Origin of the sequence: Blastococcus sp. PRF04-17 (assembly GCF_023016265.1) — a bacterium.
Taxonomy (GTDB): Bacteria; Actinomycetota; Actinomycetes; order Mycobacteriales; family Geodermatophilaceae; genus Blastococcus_B.
Map to the genome: position 1 here is coordinate 1,668,358 of NZ_CP095412.1, position 18,793 is coordinate 1,687,150.

16 protein-coding genes and 1 pseudogene are annotated in these 18,793 nt (G+C 69.9%); 8 read left to right on the forward strand and 9 right to left on the reverse strand.

Features of this window, described 5'->3' with window-relative positions:
• Nucleotide 1: 1 nt before the first annotated feature.
• The 3 genes from MVA48_RS08455 to MVA48_RS08465 are packed head-to-tail and all read right to left on the reverse strand — an operon-like array spanning nt 2 to nt 3,667.
• Nucleotides 2-1,120 carry an ABC transporter permease gene (locus tag MVA48_RS08455; protein ID WP_246987801.1) on the reverse strand — a complete coding sequence of 373 codons (1,119 nt, stop codon included), beginning with the start codon at nt 1,118-1,120 and terminating at the stop codon, nt 2-4.
• Entirely contained in the window at nt 1,117-2,670 is a 1,554-nt protein-coding gene (locus tag MVA48_RS08460; RefSeq protein ID WP_246987802.1) for an ABC transporter ATP-binding protein, read from the reverse strand. Before MVA48_RS08460 ends, MVA48_RS08455 begins: the two co-directional genes overlap by 4 nt.
• Nucleotides 2,663-3,667: a BMP family lipoprotein gene (locus MVA48_RS08465; RefSeq protein ID WP_246987805.1), complete on the reverse strand. Its 1,005-nt coding sequence runs from the start codon at nt 3,665-3,667 to the stop codon at nt 2,663-2,665. The genes MVA48_RS08460 and MVA48_RS08465 overlap by 8 nt, the downstream gene beginning before the upstream one ends.
• 147 nt (nt 3,668-3,814) lie before the next feature.
• Between MVA48_RS08465 and MVA48_RS08470 the strand changes: the two genes are divergently transcribed.
• The 5 genes and pseudogenes from MVA48_RS08470 (at nt 3,815) to MVA48_RS08495 (ending at nt 8,029) form a co-directional block, all read left to right on the forward strand.
• Nucleotides 3,815-4,783: a C-terminal binding protein gene (locus MVA48_RS08470; protein ID WP_246987807.1), complete on the forward strand. Its 969-nt coding sequence runs from the start codon at nt 3,815-3,817 to the stop codon at nt 4,781-4,783.
• Nucleotides 4,784-4,844: 61 nt separating this feature from the next.
• Nucleotides 4,845-5,582, forward strand: a complete 738-nt coding sequence (locus tag MVA48_RS08475; RefSeq protein WP_246987809.1) for a FadR/GntR family transcriptional regulator — start codon at nt 4,845-4,847, stop codon at nt 5,580-5,582.
• 35 nt (nt 5,583-5,617) lie between these two features.
• Nucleotides 5,618-5,764, forward strand: coding sequence for a hypothetical protein (locus MVA48_RS08480; RefSeq protein ID WP_246987811.1), 147 nt, complete (start codon nt 5,618-5,620; stop codon nt 5,762-5,764).
• Nucleotides 5,761-6,416 (forward strand): annotated as a pseudogene (locus MVA48_RS08485) (SDR family oxidoreductase). Before MVA48_RS08480 ends, MVA48_RS08485 begins: the two are co-directional and overlap by 4 nt.
• 35 nt (nt 6,417-6,451) lie before the next feature.
• Nucleotides 6,452-8,029: an aldehyde dehydrogenase (NADP(+)) gene (locus MVA48_RS08495; RefSeq protein WP_246987818.1), complete on the forward strand. Its 1,578-nt coding sequence runs from the start codon at nt 6,452-6,454 to the stop codon at nt 8,027-8,029.
• 334 nt (nt 8,030-8,363) lie between these two features.
• Here the strand turns inward: MVA48_RS08495 and MVA48_RS08500 are convergent, their stop codons facing one another.
• The gene (locus tag MVA48_RS08500; RefSeq protein ID WP_246987820.1) at nt 8,364-8,915 is read right to left on the reverse strand and encodes a response regulator; all 552 of its coding nucleotides are present in this window, start codon (nt 8,913-8,915) and stop codon (nt 8,364-8,366) included.
• 126 nt (nt 8,916-9,041) lie between these two features.
• Entirely contained in the window at nt 9,042-10,613 is a 1,572-nt protein-coding gene (locus MVA48_RS08505) for a sensor histidine kinase (RefSeq protein ID WP_246987822.1), read from the reverse strand.
• A 193-nt stretch (nt 10,614-10,806) separates the two neighbouring features.
• On the opposite strand from MVA48_RS08505, the gene MVA48_RS08510 reads away from it, so the two are divergent.
• On the forward strand, nt 10,807-12,216 hold the full coding sequence (locus tag MVA48_RS08510) for a cation:dicarboxylate symporter family transporter (RefSeq protein WP_246987824.1): 1,410 nt from the start codon (nt 10,807-10,809) through the stop codon (nt 12,214-12,216).
• A gap of 361 nt (nt 12,217-12,577) precedes the next feature.
• Here MVA48_RS08510 and MVA48_RS08515 read toward each other — a convergent pair whose 3' ends face one another.
• The 3 genes from MVA48_RS08515 to MVA48_RS08525 all read right to left on the reverse strand — a co-directional run bounded on the left by MVA48_RS08515 (nt 12,578) and on the right by MVA48_RS08525 (nt 15,927).
• A complete protein-coding gene (locus tag MVA48_RS08515) occupies nt 12,578-13,393 on the reverse strand; it encodes an MBL fold metallo-hydrolase (protein WP_246987826.1) in 816 nt (271 codons plus the stop codon).
• 142 nt (nt 13,394-13,535) lie between these two features.
• Nucleotides 13,536-14,894, reverse strand: coding sequence for an MFS transporter (locus tag MVA48_RS08520; RefSeq protein WP_246987828.1), 1,359 nt, complete (start codon nt 14,892-14,894; stop codon nt 13,536-13,538).
• Nucleotides 14,887-15,927 carry a carbon-nitrogen hydrolase family protein gene (locus MVA48_RS08525; protein WP_246987830.1) on the reverse strand — a complete coding sequence of 347 codons (1,041 nt, stop codon included), beginning with the start codon at nt 15,925-15,927 and terminating at the stop codon, nt 14,887-14,889. Before MVA48_RS08525 ends, MVA48_RS08520 begins: the two co-directional genes overlap by 8 nt.
• A 177-nt stretch (nt 15,928-16,104) precedes the next feature.
• On the opposite strand from MVA48_RS08525, the gene MVA48_RS08530 reads away from it, so the two are divergent.
• Nucleotides 16,105-16,866, forward strand: a complete 762-nt coding sequence (locus MVA48_RS08530) for a TrmB family transcriptional regulator (protein WP_246987832.1) — start codon at nt 16,105-16,107, stop codon at nt 16,864-16,866.
• Between the two features lie 215 nt (nt 16,867-17,081).
• On the opposite strand, the gene MVA48_RS08535 is transcribed toward MVA48_RS08530, so the two are convergent.
• Nucleotides 17,082-17,408: a cupin domain-containing protein gene (locus MVA48_RS08535; protein WP_246987834.1), complete on the reverse strand. Its 327-nt coding sequence runs from the start codon at nt 17,406-17,408 to the stop codon at nt 17,082-17,084.
• Between the two features lie 1,070 nt (nt 17,409-18,478).
• On the opposite strand from MVA48_RS08535, the gene MVA48_RS24075 reads away from it, so the two are divergent.
• Nucleotides 18,479-18,778 carry a response regulator transcription factor gene (locus tag MVA48_RS24075; RefSeq protein WP_371821232.1) on the forward strand — a complete coding sequence of 100 codons (300 nt, stop codon included), beginning with the start codon at nt 18,479-18,481 and terminating at the stop codon, nt 18,776-18,778.
• Nucleotides 18,779-18,793 lie beyond the last annotated feature (15 nt).

Here is an 18,793-nt window from a genome sequence, read left to right on the forward strand (position 1 = left end):
GTCAGCGCCCCTTCCACGTGGCCAGCCGCCGTTGGAGCGCGGCGAACTGGGAGAACACCCCAGCGCGGGCCGCAGCGGCGATGATGATCGCGGAGATGAGGATCAGCGAGAGCTCACTAGGCACGGTGCTCACCTGCTCCAGGCCCCGGGCGGCGGAGCGCATGACGCAGTAGAGGGTCACCCACACCACGGTGGCGACCGGGCGGGCCCGGCCGATTAGAGCCACGAGCACGGCGTCCCAGCCGATTCCCGAGCCGATCTCGGTCCAGAACCGCCCCTGGGAGGCGGCCACCAGCAGCCCGCCGGCGACGCCGCAGAGAGCGCCGCTGATCGCCATAGAGGCGATCCGGGACCGTCGCACGTCGATCCCGACCGCCGAGGCGAACGCCGGGCTCTCGCCCGTCATCCGCCACCGGTATCCAGTGACCGTACGCTCGCTCAGCCACCAGCCGAGCACGCAGATCGCCACCACGAGAAACACCGCCGCGCTCAGGCCGGTGCGCGGGAGGATCTCGCCGAACCGCGCCGTGTCGGCCACCTCGCGGGTGGTGCCGCTCTGCCGGGTCGGGTCGCGCAGCGGTCCGGTGGCCAGGTACGTGCAGAAGAGGATGATCACGTAGTTGGACAGCAGTGTGGAGAGCACCTCGTCCACGCCCCAGACGGCCCGCAGCCAGCCGAGACCGGCGGCGATGAGGCCACCGACGAGCGCGGACGCCAGGACCACGACCGCCAAGTGCGTCGGCGCGAACAGCGGGCCGATGTAGGCACCGGCCAGCGCGGCGCCCATCGCACCGCCGTATACCTGGCCCTCCGCGCCGATGTTGAACATGCCCGAGCGGAAGGCGATTGCGACGCCGATGGCGGCCACGTACAGGGGCAGCCCCCAGGCGAGCGTGCGGGCGATGCTGGTGCCGTCCCCGAGCGCGTACTCCAGCCCGGCCTGGATGGTCGGCAGCGGCGCGTAACCCTCCAACTGGATCAGCACCACCGCCGCGAGCAGCCCGGCGACCAGCACGAAGCCGGCCGAGGTCAGCCGGTCGCGCCACGAACCGAGGCGCAGCCATGGGCCGCGGCGCCCGGTGTCGCCGCGCTCCTCGGCGGGAGTCTGCACGGCGGTCATGCGGCGACTTCCCGCGGCCGCGCACCCATCATGTGCATCCCGAGCTCCTCCCGGCTCGTCCTCTGCGCCGGCTCGTCGGCCACCACACAGCCGCGGTACATCACCAGCACCCGGTCGGAGAGGCGCAGGATCTCGTCGAGGTCGGCGGAGATGAGCACGACCGCGCAACCGCGCCGGGTCGCCTCGACGATGCGGTCGTAGATGAACTCGATGGCCCCCAGGTCGACGCCCCGGGTCGGCTGGGCGAGGACCAGGCACCGGGGCTCGTCCTCGAGCTCCCGCGCGATCACGATCTTCTGCTGGTTGCCGCCGGAGAGCGTGGCGCAGTGCGCATCCAGGCTGCTCGTCTTCACGGCGTACTGCCCCACGACGGCGGCGGCCCACGCCTTCACCGCGCGGGTGAAGGCCGGGCCGAGGGCGCGCAGCGACCGCCGGCCGCGCAGCCGATTGGCCGCCAGCCCCTCCAGCACCGTGCCGTTGATCGGCAGCCCTTCGAGGTGGCGGTCCTCCGACACGTACGACAGTCCGGCGTTGCGGCGGTCGGCGACGGTCAGCCGGTCCAGCGAGTGGTCGGCCAGGGTGATCGAGCCACCGGCGGGGGCCACGGTGCCGATGAGCGCCTCAGCGAGCACCGACTGCCCGTTCCCCTCGACCCCGGCGATCCCGACGATCTCCCCCGCCCGCACGGTGAAGGAGACGTCGTCGAGCGCGGCGTCGTGCTCGGGCTTCGCCGTCGACAGCCCGCGCACGGACAGGACGACGTCGCCGGCGGCGACGTCCCGCTCCACCCGGCCGAGGTTGACGTTCCCGCGGCCGGTCATCGCAGCGACGACCTCGGCGGGCTCGGTCCGGTCGCTGGCGAAAGTCTGCACCGTGCGGCCGTTGCGCAGGACGGTGATCCGGTCGGCCACCGCCAGGACCTCGCGCAGCTTGTGCGAGATGAAGACGATCGACGCGCCGTCGTCGGCCAGCCGGCGCAGCAGCCGGAAGAGCTCGTCGGTCTCCTGCGGCGTGAGGACGGCGGTCGGCTCGTCGAGGATGATGATCCGCGCCCCGCGGTACAGCACCTTGACGATCTCCAGCTTCTGCTGGGTCGCGACGTTGAGCGTGCCGGTGACCGTGTCGGGGTCGAGATCGATGCCGAGTCGGGCCATCGGCTCGCGCACCCTGCGGTGGGCCGCGTCGTGGTCAAACAGCCGCCCCCGCCGCGGCTCCGCGCCGAGGGTCACGTTCTCCGCGACGGTGAAGCTCGGCACCAGCATGAAGTGCTGGTGCACCATGCCGATCCCGTGCTCGATCGAGTCCAGCGGCCGGCGAAACCGCACCGGTGCACCGTCGAGCCGGATCTGGCCGCCGTCGGGCTGGTACATCCCGTAAAGCACCCGCATCAGGGTGGTCTTGCCTGCCCCGTTCTCCCCGACCAGCGCGTGGATCTCCCCCGCGCGCAGGTCGAAGTACACCTCGGAGTTGGCCACCACCGGCCCGAACCTCTTGGTGATGTCCACCAGTTCGAGGATCGGGCCGGCGGCACCGGGAGCCTGATCAGGCACTGATCTGCAGCTCGCCGTCGACGATCTGCTGCTCGAGGGCCTCCAGGGCTGCGATCTGGTCCGGCGTCAGCAGGCTGTCGTCGTAGACCATGGCCCAGCCACCCTCGGCGAAGCCATAGTCGTGCTGCGAGCCCCGCTCGAGGTCGTCGTTCCGGTACTGGTCGGCGAGCTCCAGGATGACCGCGTCGACGCCCATCTCCAGGCTGCCCGGGACCTTCCCCGGGGCGAGATCGCTCTTGTCGGCCACCACGCCGATCGGCGCGACCGACTCACCGGAGCTGGCGGCGTCGAACGCACCCGCGCCGGAGAGCCCGGCGTAGGCGAAGACGGAGTACGCGCCCCGCTGCGCGAGCGCCAGGGTGATCTCCCGGCCCTTCGCGGGGTCGACGAACGAGCCCACGTACTGTGAGGCCACCGACTGCGCCGGGTCGACCTGGGCTACACCCTGGTCGTAGCCGGACTCGCAGTTCTCGACGACCGGCGCGTTCACGCCGCCGATGAAGCCGGCGACCGAGCTGCCCTGCGCGGAGTTCACCGTCGCGGCGAGCGCGCCGGCCATGAAGCAGCCCTCCGCGGTGCGGAACACGGCCGAGACGATGTTCGGGTCGTCGACGACGGCGTCGACGAACACGAACGTCGTGTCAGGGTTCTCCGCGGCCACCTTCGTCATCGCGTCGATCGCTTCGAACCCGAGCACGAAGACGAGGTCGTTGGCGTCCGCGGCATCCTGCAGCAGCGGCTCGAAGTTCTGCGCCTGGAGCTGGCCCTCGTAGGTGTTCACGACGGCGCCGTCGTCCTCGAGCGGCTGCTGCGCCCTACCGGCCTGGTCGAAGAAGTCGCCGTCACCGAAGGCGTTGTCGACGAAGATCCCCACCCGCAGGGCCCCGTCCTCGGCCGCATCGGCCGTCCGCGGCGCTTCCCCGCCGCAGGCGGCCAAGGCAGCGGTCAGCACGGCCGTTCCCGCGAGGCCCCACGTCCTGCGCATCCGCTGTGTCATCACCGGCTCCATGTCCCTTCACCTAGAGGTCAGGTCCGCGGGAAGGCCCGTCGCCCAACGCGGCGGGAAGGAAGATAGCAACATCATATGTTAGGATCAACACACCACGAACACCGGCGTCGAACGCCGCGGACGGAGAGGAATGCGGTGGGGGACGCAGCCGGCAAGCGCGTGGTGGTGACCGATCACACCTTCAAGAGCGTGACGGCCGAGGCGAAGGTGGCCCGCGACCACGGCGCCTCGTTCGCGTGCTTCTCCTGCTCGGGCGAGGCGGAGACCGCCGAGGCCGTCAACGGCGCCACCGTCGCCTTCGTGAACTTCGCCCCGATGACGCGATCCGTGCTCGCTCGCATGCGGCCGGGGTCGACCGTCATCCGCTACGGCATCGGCTACGACAACGTCGACGTGGCCAGCGCCACCGAGCTCGGCATCCGGGTGGCCAACGTGCCCGACTACGGCGTCGACACGGTGGCCGACCACGCGGTGGCCGGGCTGCTCGCGCTGGTCCGCCGGCTCCCCGACTACGACCGCCGGATCCGAGGCGAGGGCTGGGTGCGTCCCGCCGAGGTCGGCCCCGTCCGCGGGTTGCGGTCCACGGTGGTCGGCCTGGTCGGCCTGGGCCGCATCGCCCAGGCCGTGCACGCCCGGCTCGTGCCGTTCGGCTGCACTTTCGTGGGGCACGACCCGCACGCCCCGCAGGAAGACTTCGACCGGCTCGGCGTCGAGCGGGTCGCGCTGCCGCAGCTGGCCCGGCGCGCCCACGCGGTGAGCCTGCACGCGCCGAGCACGCCGGAGACGCGACGAATGGTCGACGCCGGCTTCCTGGCCGCGTTGCCGACAGGGGCGGTGCTGGTCAACACCTCCCGAGGGTCACTGGTGGACGAGGCGGCGCTCGCCGAGGCGGTCGCCCGGGGCCACCTGGCCGGCGCGGCCCTGGACGTCTTCGAGAGCGAACCGCTGGCCGCCGACTCACCGCTGCGCGTCCAGCCCGCGATCCTGCTAAGCCCGCACGCCGCGTTCTACGACGAGGACTCCCTCGCCCGGCTCCAGCAGCTGGCCAGCGAGGAAGCCGGGCGGGCGCTGCGCGGGGAGGAACTGCGATGCTCGGTCGCCTGATCGCCCGGCCGCCGCGCCCGGCGACGGAAGGAGCAGGGCTGTGACCTCGACCGGAGAGGGCGTGAGCGCGATTCCGCCGGTGTTCACCGTGGTCCCCGCCAAGCGGCAGCGCCTGTCGGAGGACGTGGCCGAGCAGATCACCCGGTACGTCATCGCCCACGGCCTGCAGCCCGGCGACCGGCTGCCGACCGAGCCGGAGCTGGTCGAGCAGTACGAGGTCAGCCGGACGGTCGTGCGGGAGGCGGGCCGGCTGCTCGTGGAGCGCGGGCTGGTGGACATCCGGCCCGGCCGCGGGATGGTGGTGGCCGACTTCGACGGCTCCAGCATCGCGCGGCAGTACGGGTTGCTGCTGGAGCTGAAGCAAGGCAGCTTCCGCCAGCTCATGGAGATGCGGCTGGTGCTGGAGGTGGGGGTCGCGGAGTACGCCGCGCAGCGCCGGACCTCGAAGGACTTGGAACGCATCCAGGCCGCCCTGGACTCCTTTGCCACAACCGACGAGCACGACTCCTCGCTCGAGGCGGACCTGGAGTTCCACACCGCCATCGCGCACGCCTCGCACAACCCGTTCTTCAGCCACGTGGTGGTGCCGGTCAACGACTATCTCCGCCGGGCCTACCAGCCCAGCCTCGGGTACGAGGCGGCCCGGCCGCAGACGCTGGCCGAGCACGAGCAGATCGCTCAGGCCATCGACTCCGGTGACGCTGCCCGCGCCGGCGAGCTGATGCGCCGGCACCTCGGCCGGATCCTCGCCGGCAGCGAGGAGCTGGTGCAGGACGCGGACGCCGCGCCGGTCGACTGAGTCCCTGACCCCTTAGCCAGTCGAGCAGGAGTATCATGACCGACCCCGCCCCCGACCTTGATGCGCTCGCCGTCTCCCCGTCGGCCTTCCGGCTCGACGGCCGGCACGTCGTGGTCACCGGCGGCGGCCGCGGGATCGGCCAAGGCATCGCCGTCTCCGCCGCCCGGGCGGCGCCCACGTGACCGTCGTCGCCCGCTCGACCGAGCAGCTCGACCGGACGGCGACCCTCGTCGAGCAGGCCGGCGGGTCCTGCACGACGTACCCGGCCGACCTCGCCGACATCGCGGCGATCCCCGGGCACGCGGACACCATAGGTGCGCAGCGGCCCGTCGACGGCGTCGTGCACGCCGCGGGCGTGCAGCGCCGCAGGGCCGCCGTCGACATCACCGTCGAGGACTGGCGCTTCGTCCAGACGCTCAACGTCGAGGCGCCGTTCTTCCTCAGCACGGCGATCGCCCGCCGTCAGCTCGCCGACGGCCGCCCTGGCTCGCACGTCTTCATCGGCTCGCTGAACTCCACGATCGGGCTGCCCCGGATCGCCCCCTACGTCGCGTCGAAGACCGCAGTCCTGGGCCTGGCCCGCTCGCTGTCGACCGAGTGGGCCTCGGCGGCCTGCGCGCCAACGTGATCGGCCCCGGCTACTTCCACACCGAGCTGACCGCCGACCTGCTGGCAAACCCGGACGACGAGCGGCGCATCCTGGGCCGCATCCCGATGGGCCGGCTCGGCAGCATGGCCGACCTGGGCGGCGCCGCCGTTTTCCTGCTCTCCGACGCCTCCGTCTACCTGAGCGGCCAGCTGATCAACATCGACGGCGGTTGGCTGGCCTCCTGAGTCCCGCCCGACCACCACCCGAGGAGTACTCGCGCATGACCATCTTCGGAGCATCGATCATCGCCGGCCGGCAGTTCCGCGGCGGCCACGGATCGGTCCGCGCCGTCGACCCGGCCACCGGTGAGCAGCTGGAGCCGGAGTTCTGCTTCGCGGGCCCGGAGGAGATCGAGCAGGCGACGGCCGCGGCGACCGAGGCCTTCGACGCCTACCGCGCCACGACACCGGAGGAGCGAGCGCGCTTCCTGGAGCGGATCGCCGACAACCTGGTCGAGATCAAGGACGAGATCGTGGCACGGTCGCACCGCGAGTCGGGGCTGCCGGTCGGTCGTCTGACCGGCGAGCACGACCGCACCACCAACCAGCTGCGGCTGTTCGCCCGCGAACTGCGGCTCGGCGCGCACCTGGAGGTGCGCATCGACGAGGCGCAGCCGCAGCGGCAGCCGGCGCCCGCGCCGGACCTGCGGCAGCGCCAGATCCCACTGGGCCCGGTGCTGGTGTTCGGGGCCAGCAACTTCCCGCTGGCGTTCTCCACCGCCGGCGGGGACACGGCGTCCGCGCTCGCCGCGGGTTGCCCGGTGATCGTCAAGGGGCACAACTCGCACGCAGGCACAGCCGAGCTCGCCGGGCAGGCCATCGCGCGCGCCGTCTCGGACCAGGGTCTGCCGCCCGGGGTGTTCTCTCTTCTCTTCGGCCCCGGGACGACGATCGGCCAGCAGCTCGCCGCGCACCCGGCCGTCGCGGCGATCGCGTTCACCGGATCGCGGGCCGGCGGCACCGCCCTGATGCGTACCGCGGCGGACCGGGCGGTGCCGATTCCGGTCTACGCGGAGATGTCCAGCATCAACCCCGTCGTGCTGCTGCCCGGTGCACTGGCGACCGGCTCCGAGGAGCTCGCCGCAGGCCTCGCCGGTTCGTTGACCCTCGGTTCCGGCCAGTTCTGCACCAACCCCGGCCTGGTGCTGCTGCCGCGGGACGCGGCGCGGTTCACCGAGGCGCTCGCCGCGTCGCTGGCGGAGTCCGCGGGGCAGACCATGCTCTCGGCCGGCATCTGCCGCGCCTACAGCGAGGGCCTGCAGCGACTGGAGACGTCCGGCGCCGAACGGGTGGCCGCCGGGCGTCCCGGCCCCGGCGAGAACGCCCCTGCACCGGCGCTCTTCCGGACGACCGCGGCGCACCTGCGGGCCACGCCCGATCTGCAGGACGAGGTGTTCGGCGCGGCAGGCCTTTTGGTCACCTACGACGACCAGAAGGACCTGGAGGGCACGCTCGAAGTGCTGCAGGGCCAGCTGACCATCTCGGTGCACGCCACCGAGGCCGACCACGACACGGTGCGCACCGTCCTCCCAGTGCTTGAGCGGAAAGCCGGCCGGCTGATCGTCAACGGCTGGCCCACCGGCGTCGAGGTGAACCACGCGATGGTGCACGGAGGCCCGTTCCCGGCCACCTCGGACAGCCGGACGACGTCGGTCGGCACGCTGGCGATCCAGCGATTCCAGCGGCCGGTCAGCTACCAGGGGTTTCCTCCCGACCTGCTCCCGCCGCCGGTGCACCCGGATAACGCCTGGACGCTGCCGCGCCGGTTGAACGGCACGCCGGCGCCAGGCAAGCCGTGAGCGGCTTGCGCAGCTTTCTGCCGCCAAGCTCCAGCGAAGGCGGCCGCGACCTGCAGCACCGACGGCCGCTGGCAGACCGAGGACAGCGAGGAGCCGCTCCTCCGGCTGGCCGTCTGGCGCTAAGGCACGTGAAAGGCACGGCGTCCACGTGACTTGACGCTGAGCTGCGGAGAAGGGTGTCAGAGGCGCCAGCCTTCAAAGCTGGCCATGCGGGTTCGATTCCCGTCACCCGCTCCATCGACCGAGAGCCCGAAGGTCGGCCCGTCACTCGATAGCGTGGGCTTCGCGGCATGGTTGTGAGCCGTGCTGTCCTGCCCCTGACGCGTGCCCCTCCTCAGCGCCAGCAGTACTCGGTCTCCGGACGCCCAGCTCCGCCGTAGCGCTGTGCGCGAGCAGCGACCCCCGTGTCGGCGAGGTACTCCAGGTACCGCCGGGCAGTGATCCTGGAGGCACCGATCTGCCCCGCAACTTCTGCCGCGGAGCGTCCCTCGGCGCCGCGGAGCGCGGCCACCACCGCGTCGAGGGTCTGTCGGTGCATCCCCTTCGGCAGCGGGGCCGGTCTCGCGGGGCGCGCCCCCTGGAGCGCTCGGTCGACGTCCTCCTGACCGACGGCGTCGCCCTCGGTCCGCAGTCGCTCGCGGTAGTCGGCGTACGCGGTGAGCCGGTCGCGCAGCGCTGCGTAGGTGAACGGCTTGAGCAGGTAACCGACGACGCCGTGCGCAGCGGCGGCGCGCACGGTGGCCAACTCGCGCGCCGAGGTGACGGCGAGAACGTCGACGTCCACGCGGCCTGCTCGGATCCGCCGGCACAGCTCGATGCCGTGCGTGTCCGGCAGGTTCATGTCCAGCAGCACCAGGTCGACCGGGGTGCGGGCGAGCGCGTCCACGGCCGTCGCTCCGGTGCCGCCACCGCCACGGTGGCGAAGCCGGGGGTCGATCGACGTAGGCGCGGTGCGCCTCGGCCGCCACTGGCTCGTCCTCGACGACCAGCACCCGGATGACGGTCCTGCCGGTCACGGGGCGACGTCCAACGGCGCGCGCACCGGCAACGAGACGGAGAACGGCGCGCCGGGTCCGTGCCGCACGTCGATCGAACCAGCATTGCGACGGACCGCCTGCGCGACCAGCGCCAGCCCCAGGCCCCGGCCGGGTGTCCCCTTCGTCGACCAGCCTCGCTCGAACAGGTGCGGGATCTGCCCCTCGGTGATGCCGGAGCCGGAGTCCTCGACGGTGATCTCCAGCCGGCCCTCCTCCACCCATGCGGCGAAGTGCACCTCCCGAGGCGGCTCACCGGTCAGCGCCGCGTCGATCGCGTTGTCCAGCAGGTTGCCCACGATCGTCACGAGGTCCCCGCTCGGGATGCCTGTCGTGCCGACGGCGGTGCCCGGATCGATGTCGAGCCGCACGCCGCGCTCGTGCGCGGTGGCGGTCTTGCCGAGGAGCAACGCCGCCAGCACCGGCTCCTCCACCGCGTCGACCACGCGGTCGGTCAGCCGTTGGGACGTCGCCAGCTCGGCGGTCGCGAATTCGACGGCGTCCTGCCCGCGGCCCAGCTCGATCAGCGACACGGTGGTGTGCAGCCGGTTGGCGGCCTCGTGCGACTGAGCCCGCAGCGACTCCGCGAAGGCGCGGACGCTGTCCAGCTCGCCGGTCAGCGCCTGCAACTCCGTGTGGTCGCGGAGGGTGACCACCGTGCCGTCCGAGCCGCCGGGCGCACCCGTCGGCGCCTGGTTGACCACCAGCACCCGGCCACCGCTCACGTGCACCTCGTCGACGGTGCGGCCCTGACCGGCCAGCGTCTCGGCCAGGTCGCGGGACAGGCCCAGGTCGGTGACGTGCCGGCCGTTCGCCTCGGCGTCGATGCCCAGCAGACGGCGGGCCTCGTCGTTGACCAGCTGCAGCCGCCGGTCGCCGTCCAGCAGGAGAAGGCCCTCCCGCACGGAGTGCAGCACGGCGTTGTGATAATCGAGCATCCGCTTGAGCGCTGCGGCGTCCAGGCCACCGGTCTGCCGCCGCAGCCGCCGGCTGATGAGCCAGCTGCCCGCCGTCCCGACGGCGAGCGTCAGCAGCCCGGTTCCGATGATCCCGGGCAGCGCCCGGGCCAGGTCGGCACCGATGGCATCCAGGGTGATGCCGGCCGACACGAGGGCGACGACCCGGCCATCGCTGTCGACGATCGGCCCTGTGGCGCGGACGGATGGCCCGAGCGTGCCCGTATATGTCTCGGTGAACGTGCGTCCCTCCAGCGCCAGCTCGATCGTGCCCCGGAACGGCTGGCCGATCTGCGCCGGGTCGGGATGGGTGAACCGGGTCCGGTCAGGGGCGAACACCGTGATGAAGGAGAGGTCGGTGTCGGAGCGCACGGTCTCCACGTAGGGCTGCAGGACGGCCGTGGGATCCGGGCCGGTGACCGCTTCGACGACGAAGGGCGCGTCGGCGATGGCTTCCACGACCGCCGTCGTCTCGACCTCGGCGTGCCGCTGCACCGTCCGGCGGGCGTCGAGGTAGGCGATAACTGACGCCGCGACGACGACCACCGCTACCACCAGCGCCTGCAGGACCAGGAGCTGACGCGCCAGGCTCACGCCACCGGAGCGGCGTCCCGCGTGAACACCCGGGTCTCCCACGGGAGGAAGTGTGCCGCGCCCAAGCGTGACGGGGGCCACTTACGAAATGAACGAATCGGTGACCGGTCTCCTGGCCAGGCCCACTGTGGGACATCGCACACCCCCACCCGGCCCCCGGGCGGGAGCAACTCCACACTCCACAGGAGAAGGAATGGCCCCGAACACCGTGTCAGCTCCCCCGCCGAGCCGCAGGCGGCGGGACCGCACCCACTGGCTGTACCTCGCCGTCATCGCGGCCGTCGTCCTGGGCGTCGCCGTCGGCTTCGCGTTCCCAGAGTTCGCGACCAGCCTCAAGTGGCTCGGCACCGCCTTCGTCGGCCTCATAAAGATGCTGATCGCGCCGGTCATCTTCTGCACGATCGTGCTGGGAATCGGCTCGATCCGGCAGGCGGCGAAGGTCGGCCGGGTCGGCGGCCTCGCGCTCGGCTACTTCCTGGCCATGTCCACGGTCGCGCTGACCATCGGACTGCTCGTGGGCAACGTCCTGAAGCCCGGTGACGGCCTGCAACTGTCCGAGGCACTCCGCGGCCAGGGCGCCGACCTGGCAGCGACGGCACACGAGAGCGGCGGGACGACGGACTTCGTGCTCGGGCTGGTGCCGACCACGCTGGTGTCATCGCTCACCGCCGGCTCGGTGCTGCAGGCGCTGCTGGTCGCCCTGCTCGTCGGCTTCGCGCTGCAGGCGATGGGCCGCTCCGGTGAGCCGATCCTCCGCGGCATCGGACACCTCCAGAAGCTGGTCTTCCGGATCCTCGCGATGATCATGTGGGTGGCACCGATCGGCGCATTCGGCGCGATCGCCGCCGTCGTCGGCGAGACCGGCCTGGACGCCCTGAAGAGCCTCGCCGTGATCATGATCGGGTTTTACGCGACCTGTGCGCTGTTCGTCTTCGTCGTGCTGGGCTCGCTGCTGCGACTGGTTGCCGGGGTCAACATCTTCAAGCTGCTGAAGTACCTGGCCCGCGAGTTCCTGCTGATCGTCTCGACCTCGTCGTCCGAGACGGCTCTGCCGCGGTTGATCGCCAAGATGGAGCACGCCGGTGTGAGCCGGCCGGTGGCCGGCATCGTCGTCCCGACCGGGTACTCGTTCAACCTCGACGGCACCGCCATCTACCTGACGATGGCCTCGCTGTTCATCGCCGAGGCGCTGGGGACCCCGATGTCGCTCGGCGAGCAGATCGGGCTGCTGCTCTTCATGATCATCGCCTCGAAGGGGGCAGCCGGGGTGACCGGTGCCGGCCTGGCCACGCTGGCCGGCGGCCTGTCGGCCCACCGCCCCGACCTGCTCGACGGGGTGGGGCTCATCGTCGGCATCGACCGGTTCATGTCCGAGGCCCGCGCGGTGACCAACTTCGCCGGCAACGCTGCCGCCGCGCTGCTGGTCGCCACCTGGACCAAGGAGCTCGACCGCACCCAACTGTCGGCAGCCCTGTCCAGTGAGAGCCCGTTCGACGAGGCCACCATGCTCGACGACGAGAACCACGGCGCCCGGGAGACATACCCGTCCACAGGAGACGGCGCGGCGCCGTTCGAGAAGCGGGAGTTGGCAGGGGTTCGCTGAGCAAGTGACCACCCGTGATGCCCGGCGCCTCAGGTCGAGGTGCCGGGCATCACCGACTCTTGCTCGGTCGCGCGAGGGACGTACTTCCGTGATCACGACCCACTGCCGCCTGACAAGAGCCCCGACCACAGCCAGGAGAACAGGGGGTCTCCGCGTGTATCCGGTCCAGGCATGTGGAAGGCACAGCGTCCGCCTGATCTTGCGCCGACCAGCCAGGATGGTGCTCCGAGCCCCAAGCTTCCAAGCTGGCCATGCCGGTTCGATCCCGGTCACCCGCTCCATGTCTTGACCAGGTGACGTCCCCAGCGGGCCAGGAGCCGAGCACGCGATCAGCGGCTGAGCAGCGACTCGGGACCGCTCGTCAGTTCGCACAGATGACCGAGAGGTGCGGTGCACAACCGGTCTGCCAGCCGGCGCCCGCGAAGGCATGCCGGGTGTCACCCGCGTTCTGGGCGAAGTGTCGCCAGCCATCTTGGTGGGCGACGATCACGTGCTGGGCGTCGAGGATCTCCGCTGCGGCGACGGCTCGCTCCGATGTCAGACTGAGGGGACGCCCATCGAACTTGGACGGAACCGAGGCGGCTCCCGCGAAGAGGACCGCGCAGTCCATCGGTCCGAACCGGTTATAGATATCCCGAACGAGTGCCAACGAGGCGTTGTCACCGCTGACGTATGTCTTCGGGGAGCCAGGTGCCTCGATCACGAATCCGGTCACCTCACAGTTGACGAACCCCTCGTCGTTGAGCTCTCCGTCGGCAGGGCCGTGGCGTGCCGGAACGGCAGTGATGGTCATTCCGTGCAGGTCCCAGGTCTCCCACACGCCCCTGCCTTGCACAGGAGGACCGAGCCGGGTAGCGGCGGTGGTGGGGGCGAGCACGATGGGAGCCGATAGCGCGAATTCCCGACCTGACTCGTCGAAGTTGTCCGGATGGAGATCGTGGCTGAGCAGCACGGCATCGACGTCTCCGACCACGCCGATCTCGACGGCCGGGCCCTCGGTCTTGACCAGATAGCCGTAGTCGTGCGGCGGATCGAATGTGGGATCGCACAGTAGCCGTCGCCCTGCCACGTCGATAACGGTGGTGGGGCCGCCCGTCACAGTGACGGCGAACTGTCTGCGGTCCGGGGTCAGACGAGCCCCGCTGGAGGCTCCACACGTCCACACGATCGGATCCATTCGGTCAGAGCGGCAGAGAGAGAGCGCGAGTGCTGACGACTGGCCCGCGCTGGCGGGCGGGTTGCTCCGGCCCATGGCTGCGGGAGCGGGTCGTGGGGACCGCAGCGGTCCCCACGACCCGCTCCTGGATGGCCGGAGCCGCTCAGATGTGCTCCAGGTCGAGGTGTCGCCGGTCACGAGCCGCGAATCCACCGACCAGGAGGAACACGCCGCCGACTGCCGTGATGACCACGGGGGTGTAGTCGTAGTCCATGAACGTGCCCATGCCGACCATGTAGTAGGCGTAGAAGGCCGGGATGAGGCTGGGCAGGCTGTAGGCCACCCCGTAGCCCGATGCCCGAACGTTCGTTGGGAAGAGTTCCATGAGGAACGCCGTGATCATCGCCCAGATCGTCAACCCGGGAACGATCGCGACGATCGAGAACAGGATCATCGCGACGTTGTCGCTGTTGGCCACGGCGAGCCCCATGGCGGTCGCGGCGACCACGGTGCAGGCCAGGCCGATAGCCATGATCATCTGACGCCGCCCGTAACGCTGCCCCGCCGCTCCCACGACCGGGAACAGCGCCGCCCCGACTACTGCGGAGATGAGGATGACCGTGTTGATTCGGGTATCGGTCACTCCTAGGGCCCGGAAGTGGCCGGCGAAGACACCAATGGTGCCGTTGAGCGTCAGCCACGCCCCAGTGCCGACGAGGAACGCGATGCCGAAGGACTTGGCGTTGCTCCCGGAGAACAGTGTCCTGAGCGGGTTGCCGGTGTTCTTCGGCATCTTGGTCCAGATCTCCGACTCCGGCACCGAGGTGAGGTAGTAGAAGAACAGCGAGGAGCAGAAGATGAACCCGACGACGAAGGGGATGCGCCAGCCCCAGACGGCGTAGGCGGAGTCAGGGCCCCCGGCAGGAAAAGCGGCCAAGGTGAGCAGGGTGACGACGGTGATGAAGCCGAGCGCGAGGGGATACCCCATGTTGATCATCGACCCGGCGACACCGCGCTTGTGGCGGGGCGTGTACTCCATAGCCAGCGGGTTGGCGGCGGTGTACTCACCACCGAGGAAGATTCCGTCAAGCAGGCGGAGTGCGATCAGGAGCACGAGCGCCCAAATGCCGATGACGGCGTAGCCGGGGAGCATCGCCATCAGTCCGGTACACACTGCGGAGCCACCGGCTGCGATCAGGGTCGTCTTGCGACGTCCGACCTTGTCGCCCAGAGGCCCGAAGATCAAGGAACCGAGGGGGCGGCCGATGATCGAGGCGACGAAGATCAGCGCTCCGTACACGGCCATGTCAACTGTGGTGGCCCCGGTGGCAGTGAAGTAGGCGATCGCCGGCGCGAGGACGATGACCGGCAGGTAGACGTCGTACATGTCGACGAAGAAGCCGAACATCGCCGCACCGAGCGCGCGACGTCCCTTGGCCCGGAACTCCGGCGTGTCCTCGACTGTTGACGCAGCTACCGGCCGGTCGACGTTCGCAAGCGCCGTGGATCCGGTCTCACTCATGGGACATCTCCTCGGTTGAGAGGGTGCGAGGGCTGCGGTTGTCGTTGCTGGTGCTCACCGGCACATGGCGAGACTTGTTCACGCCGAACGAGAAGACGTCCATCCGCTGGTAGGTGCCAGTGACGTCGTGGGCCTGCTTGGGCACTATCCGGTCACGAGGATTGATGTCGGCGTAGAGGATGCCTTCGTCGGCAATGAGTGGTCCGGCGAGGTACTGGCCGGAGGGGCCGAGGATCATGGAGGCCGTCGGCTTCCCTCTCAGCAACTTGACGATGCCCTCGTCTCCACGGGCGACGAGATCGACGGCGTGGTCGTCGAGGGCCGTGGAGGCGACGATGTTGAACACCTTGCCCTCGAAGGAGTGCGCCGCGCTGCGAAGCCGGATGCTCTCGGCCAGGTCGTACTCGTCCCGGCTGTCACTGCGGTCGAAGGGCCACGCAGGCGGATAGGCCGAGATGTGGACTTCTTCGCCTTGCGCCATGAGGGCATACCGGGCCAACGGATTGGTGTTCTCTCCGCACAGCAGCATGCCGAGCCGGGTGCCCGCCACCTCGACGGTCCCGAGGTCATGACCGTCCCCGTGGGACCACACCAGACGCTCGGCCCACGTGGCAACGAGCTTGCGACGGTGATTCAACAACGTGCCGTCGGGCCCGAAGATCAGGTTCGAGTTCCACACAGTGCCGACGCTGACGGGGCTGACCTCGTTGATTCCGACCGAGAGCACGACCTCATGCGACCGGGCGATCGAGGCCAGACGGCGCACTTCGGGACCAGGAACCTCGATGGCCGATTCCACCAGCTGGATCTGGAAGTCGTGCTGATCCACCGGAGGCAGCACGTTCGCCCAGATGGGGAAGCCGGATAGGAACGATTCGCCGAAGGCGACGATCTGGGCGCCCTCGGAAGCAGCCTCCCTGACCAGGCCCTCGAGCTTGGCAAGGGTCGTGTCGGTGTCGAACAGGGCCGGGGCTGCCTGAACGGCTGCGACCCGCAGTGGCGAGAATCGATTGACCGGCGTTGCTGACGCCATGGTTCCTCCTTGTCGAAGCTCCACGGGGCGGGAGTATGTCGCCGATTCTCGACAACATGCGGTCGTACCGTCGTGAAGCGCCGGGGACACTAAGAGCGCTAACCAGGCCCGTCAAGGGATTGACATTCACCCTCTTCGGGGCGAGTGTGTCGTCCGATCTCGACAATAGGAGCGCTGATGTGGCAGGAGCTCGTCGATGCCGGACTGGAGCCGAAGGAGGCGCGGTTCTACCTCGCCGTCCTGGACATGGAGCGCTGCACTGTCGCCGAAGCGGCCGATCGGGCCGAGGTCAGTCGAACCAACGCCTACGACATCACCAAGCGGCTGGTGCACCGGCGACTCATCTGCATCACCGAGACCGGACCTACCGGAAAACCCGCGGGACGGGGGCGTGCGGTGCTCACCGCGAACGACCCCGGGCATCTCCTCGACGATCTGGTGGAACGCAAGGCACTTCTCGACGGATTGGTGCCCAAGCTTCGCGCCATGCGGGGCAAGGGCGGCAGCAGGCCCAGGGTGCGCTATCTCGAGGGCGCCAGCGGGATTCGGAGCGCACTCTTCGAGACCTTGGAGTGGCCCTCGCCATTGCGCGGAATTCTGTCCATGAAAGATCTGTGGTCGGTTCCGGGTCGGGATGCGATGGAGGAATACATCCAAGGGCGACGCGACCGCGAGCTTTGGCTGCATGTGGTCCGCTCACCTGAGCGCGACTTCGCCCGTGGCTGGCCCAGCAGCAACGCCGACTACCGCCGATCGAGATATGCGCCACCGGACTACGTCTTCACCATGACGACCATAATCGGCGCGAACGAGGTGGCGGTGATGTCCTCACGCCGAGAGAACTTTGCGATGATGATCGAGAGCGCCGAATACGCACACATGCAAGCCAGCCTCTTCGAGGTTCTCTGGTTGGCTAGCAGCACCGATCCCAGCGATTGATCGCCTGGTCGCCCTTGGCCGCTGGGCCTCGACCGTCAACGTACGGCGGCCGAGGCCCTGCCACGCCCGGGCGCCCACAGTCGTCAGGCCTTGTCGCGTGGGAACCCGCTGAGGATCGCTATCATCCTCATGCACTCAGTGGCGTCCACCAAGGTGGTGTGCGACGGCCCCTCGATGCAGGTGGCGAAGCAGATCAGGTCGAGCAGAGTGGACCGTCAGCCGAAGGTCAGTCCGTACTTGTCGATGATGGGCACGGTGGCTTCGAAATCTTTCTCGCATCCGTAGGGTGCGATGACGGGGCCGAGGTCGAAGTCGTCCGGTGCGCTGTCGATGATGCGGAACCCCTCCTCCAGCCCACCGGGCGAGATCGGCTCCAGCAGGCGGGCACTTTCGTCGGCGGCGTTGAAGAACGTGTGCCACTCGCCGCGCGGTTTGAAGACCAGGTCGCCGACCTCGGCGACGAGTTTCTCGCCGTCGGCGACGAACCAGACCCGACCTTCCAGGACGAAACTGAACTCGTCCTCCTTGGTGTGCTGCTGCAAGGGAGCCGCGATGGCCCGCGGCGCCAGCAGTGTTCCACGACCGCCAGGTGTCCGCCCCAGTCCTTGGAGTCGATCAGGAATCGGTCCCGACATCCTGATGGCGCACCGAGGATCTCGCCCGCGCCGGCGCGAATGACCCTTGCCTTCATGAGCCGAGCGTCCTGCGCGACGCACCCTCACGCCATTGCACAAACCTGGTACGCCGTCCCGCGGGTCTGGTAGGCCGTCGACATGACCGATGTCGCGCGGGTGATCGACAAGTTGGATTCCGTCGCCGGCTCGGGCCTCGACCTGGTCACCCTCCGGCGGGAGGCGGAGCCTTTGCTGGCCGAGGCCGTTCCACACTTTGCGGCCGCGTGCTTCTTCACCGTCGATCCCTCGTCGCTGCTCACGACCAGTCACTTCCAAGCGGGGCTGCCCGAGATCCCGGCCGAGTGGCTGGGCAGGGAGTACGCCGAGGGCGACTACAACTCCATACGGGAGGTGCTGCGGTCAGCGACCGGCGTGGGCACGTTGCACGACGCGACCGGGAGTGCGGCCGGAGCTGTCCCGCAAGTTCCACGACGAGATGCGGCCCTTCGGTTGCGACCAGGAGCTGCTCGTCGCGCTGCGCACCCGAGACGGAGGGGCCTGGGGCCTCGTCGGGCTGTACCGCGAGACGGGTAGACCGGACTTCTCCGCCCAGGACATCGCGTTGGCGCGGCGAGTTGCGCCTGGACTCGCCGCCGGCGCCCGGCACGCCCTGCTACTCGGGCAGGCCCGAGAGCCCGACCTACCGCAGGCACCAGGCCTGGTCGTCCTCGACGAGCGGCTCGCCGTCGACTCGGCGACCCCCACAGCGTCCCGTGGCTGGCCGACTTGGGCGGCACCCTCGAGCGCCCCCCGCGAGTGTTCTCACCGTCGCGGGCCACGTGCTGAGCGGTGGCGGCGGCCCAGTCGAGTCCCGAGTGCGTGCCGACAGCGGGCAATGGATCGTCCTGCACGGCGCCCTCCTCGCCCGCCGAGGCGGACAGCGTCAGGCGTCGGTCGTCCTCGAAGCCGCGCACCCCACGCACCTCACCTTGCTCCTCATGCGGGCTTACGGGCTGACCTCGCGCGAACAGGACGTGACCCGCCAGGTGCTCCGCGGGCGATCGACGAAGTCGATCTCCCGTGAGCTGTCCATCACGGGCGGCACGGTCCAGGCACACGTACGCAACATCTTCGAGAGGACCGGCGTCCGGAGCCGACATGAGCTGGTCGCGGTCGCCTTCCGTCGCCATTACGAGCCCCGGATCCGGGACAACGAGCGCCGGACGAGATCCGGCCTTCCCTCACGACACGGGCCCGGGCCGGCTGACCATGCTGTCGGGGCGGGCCGCCGGCCCTGAGAGCACGTGACGGGG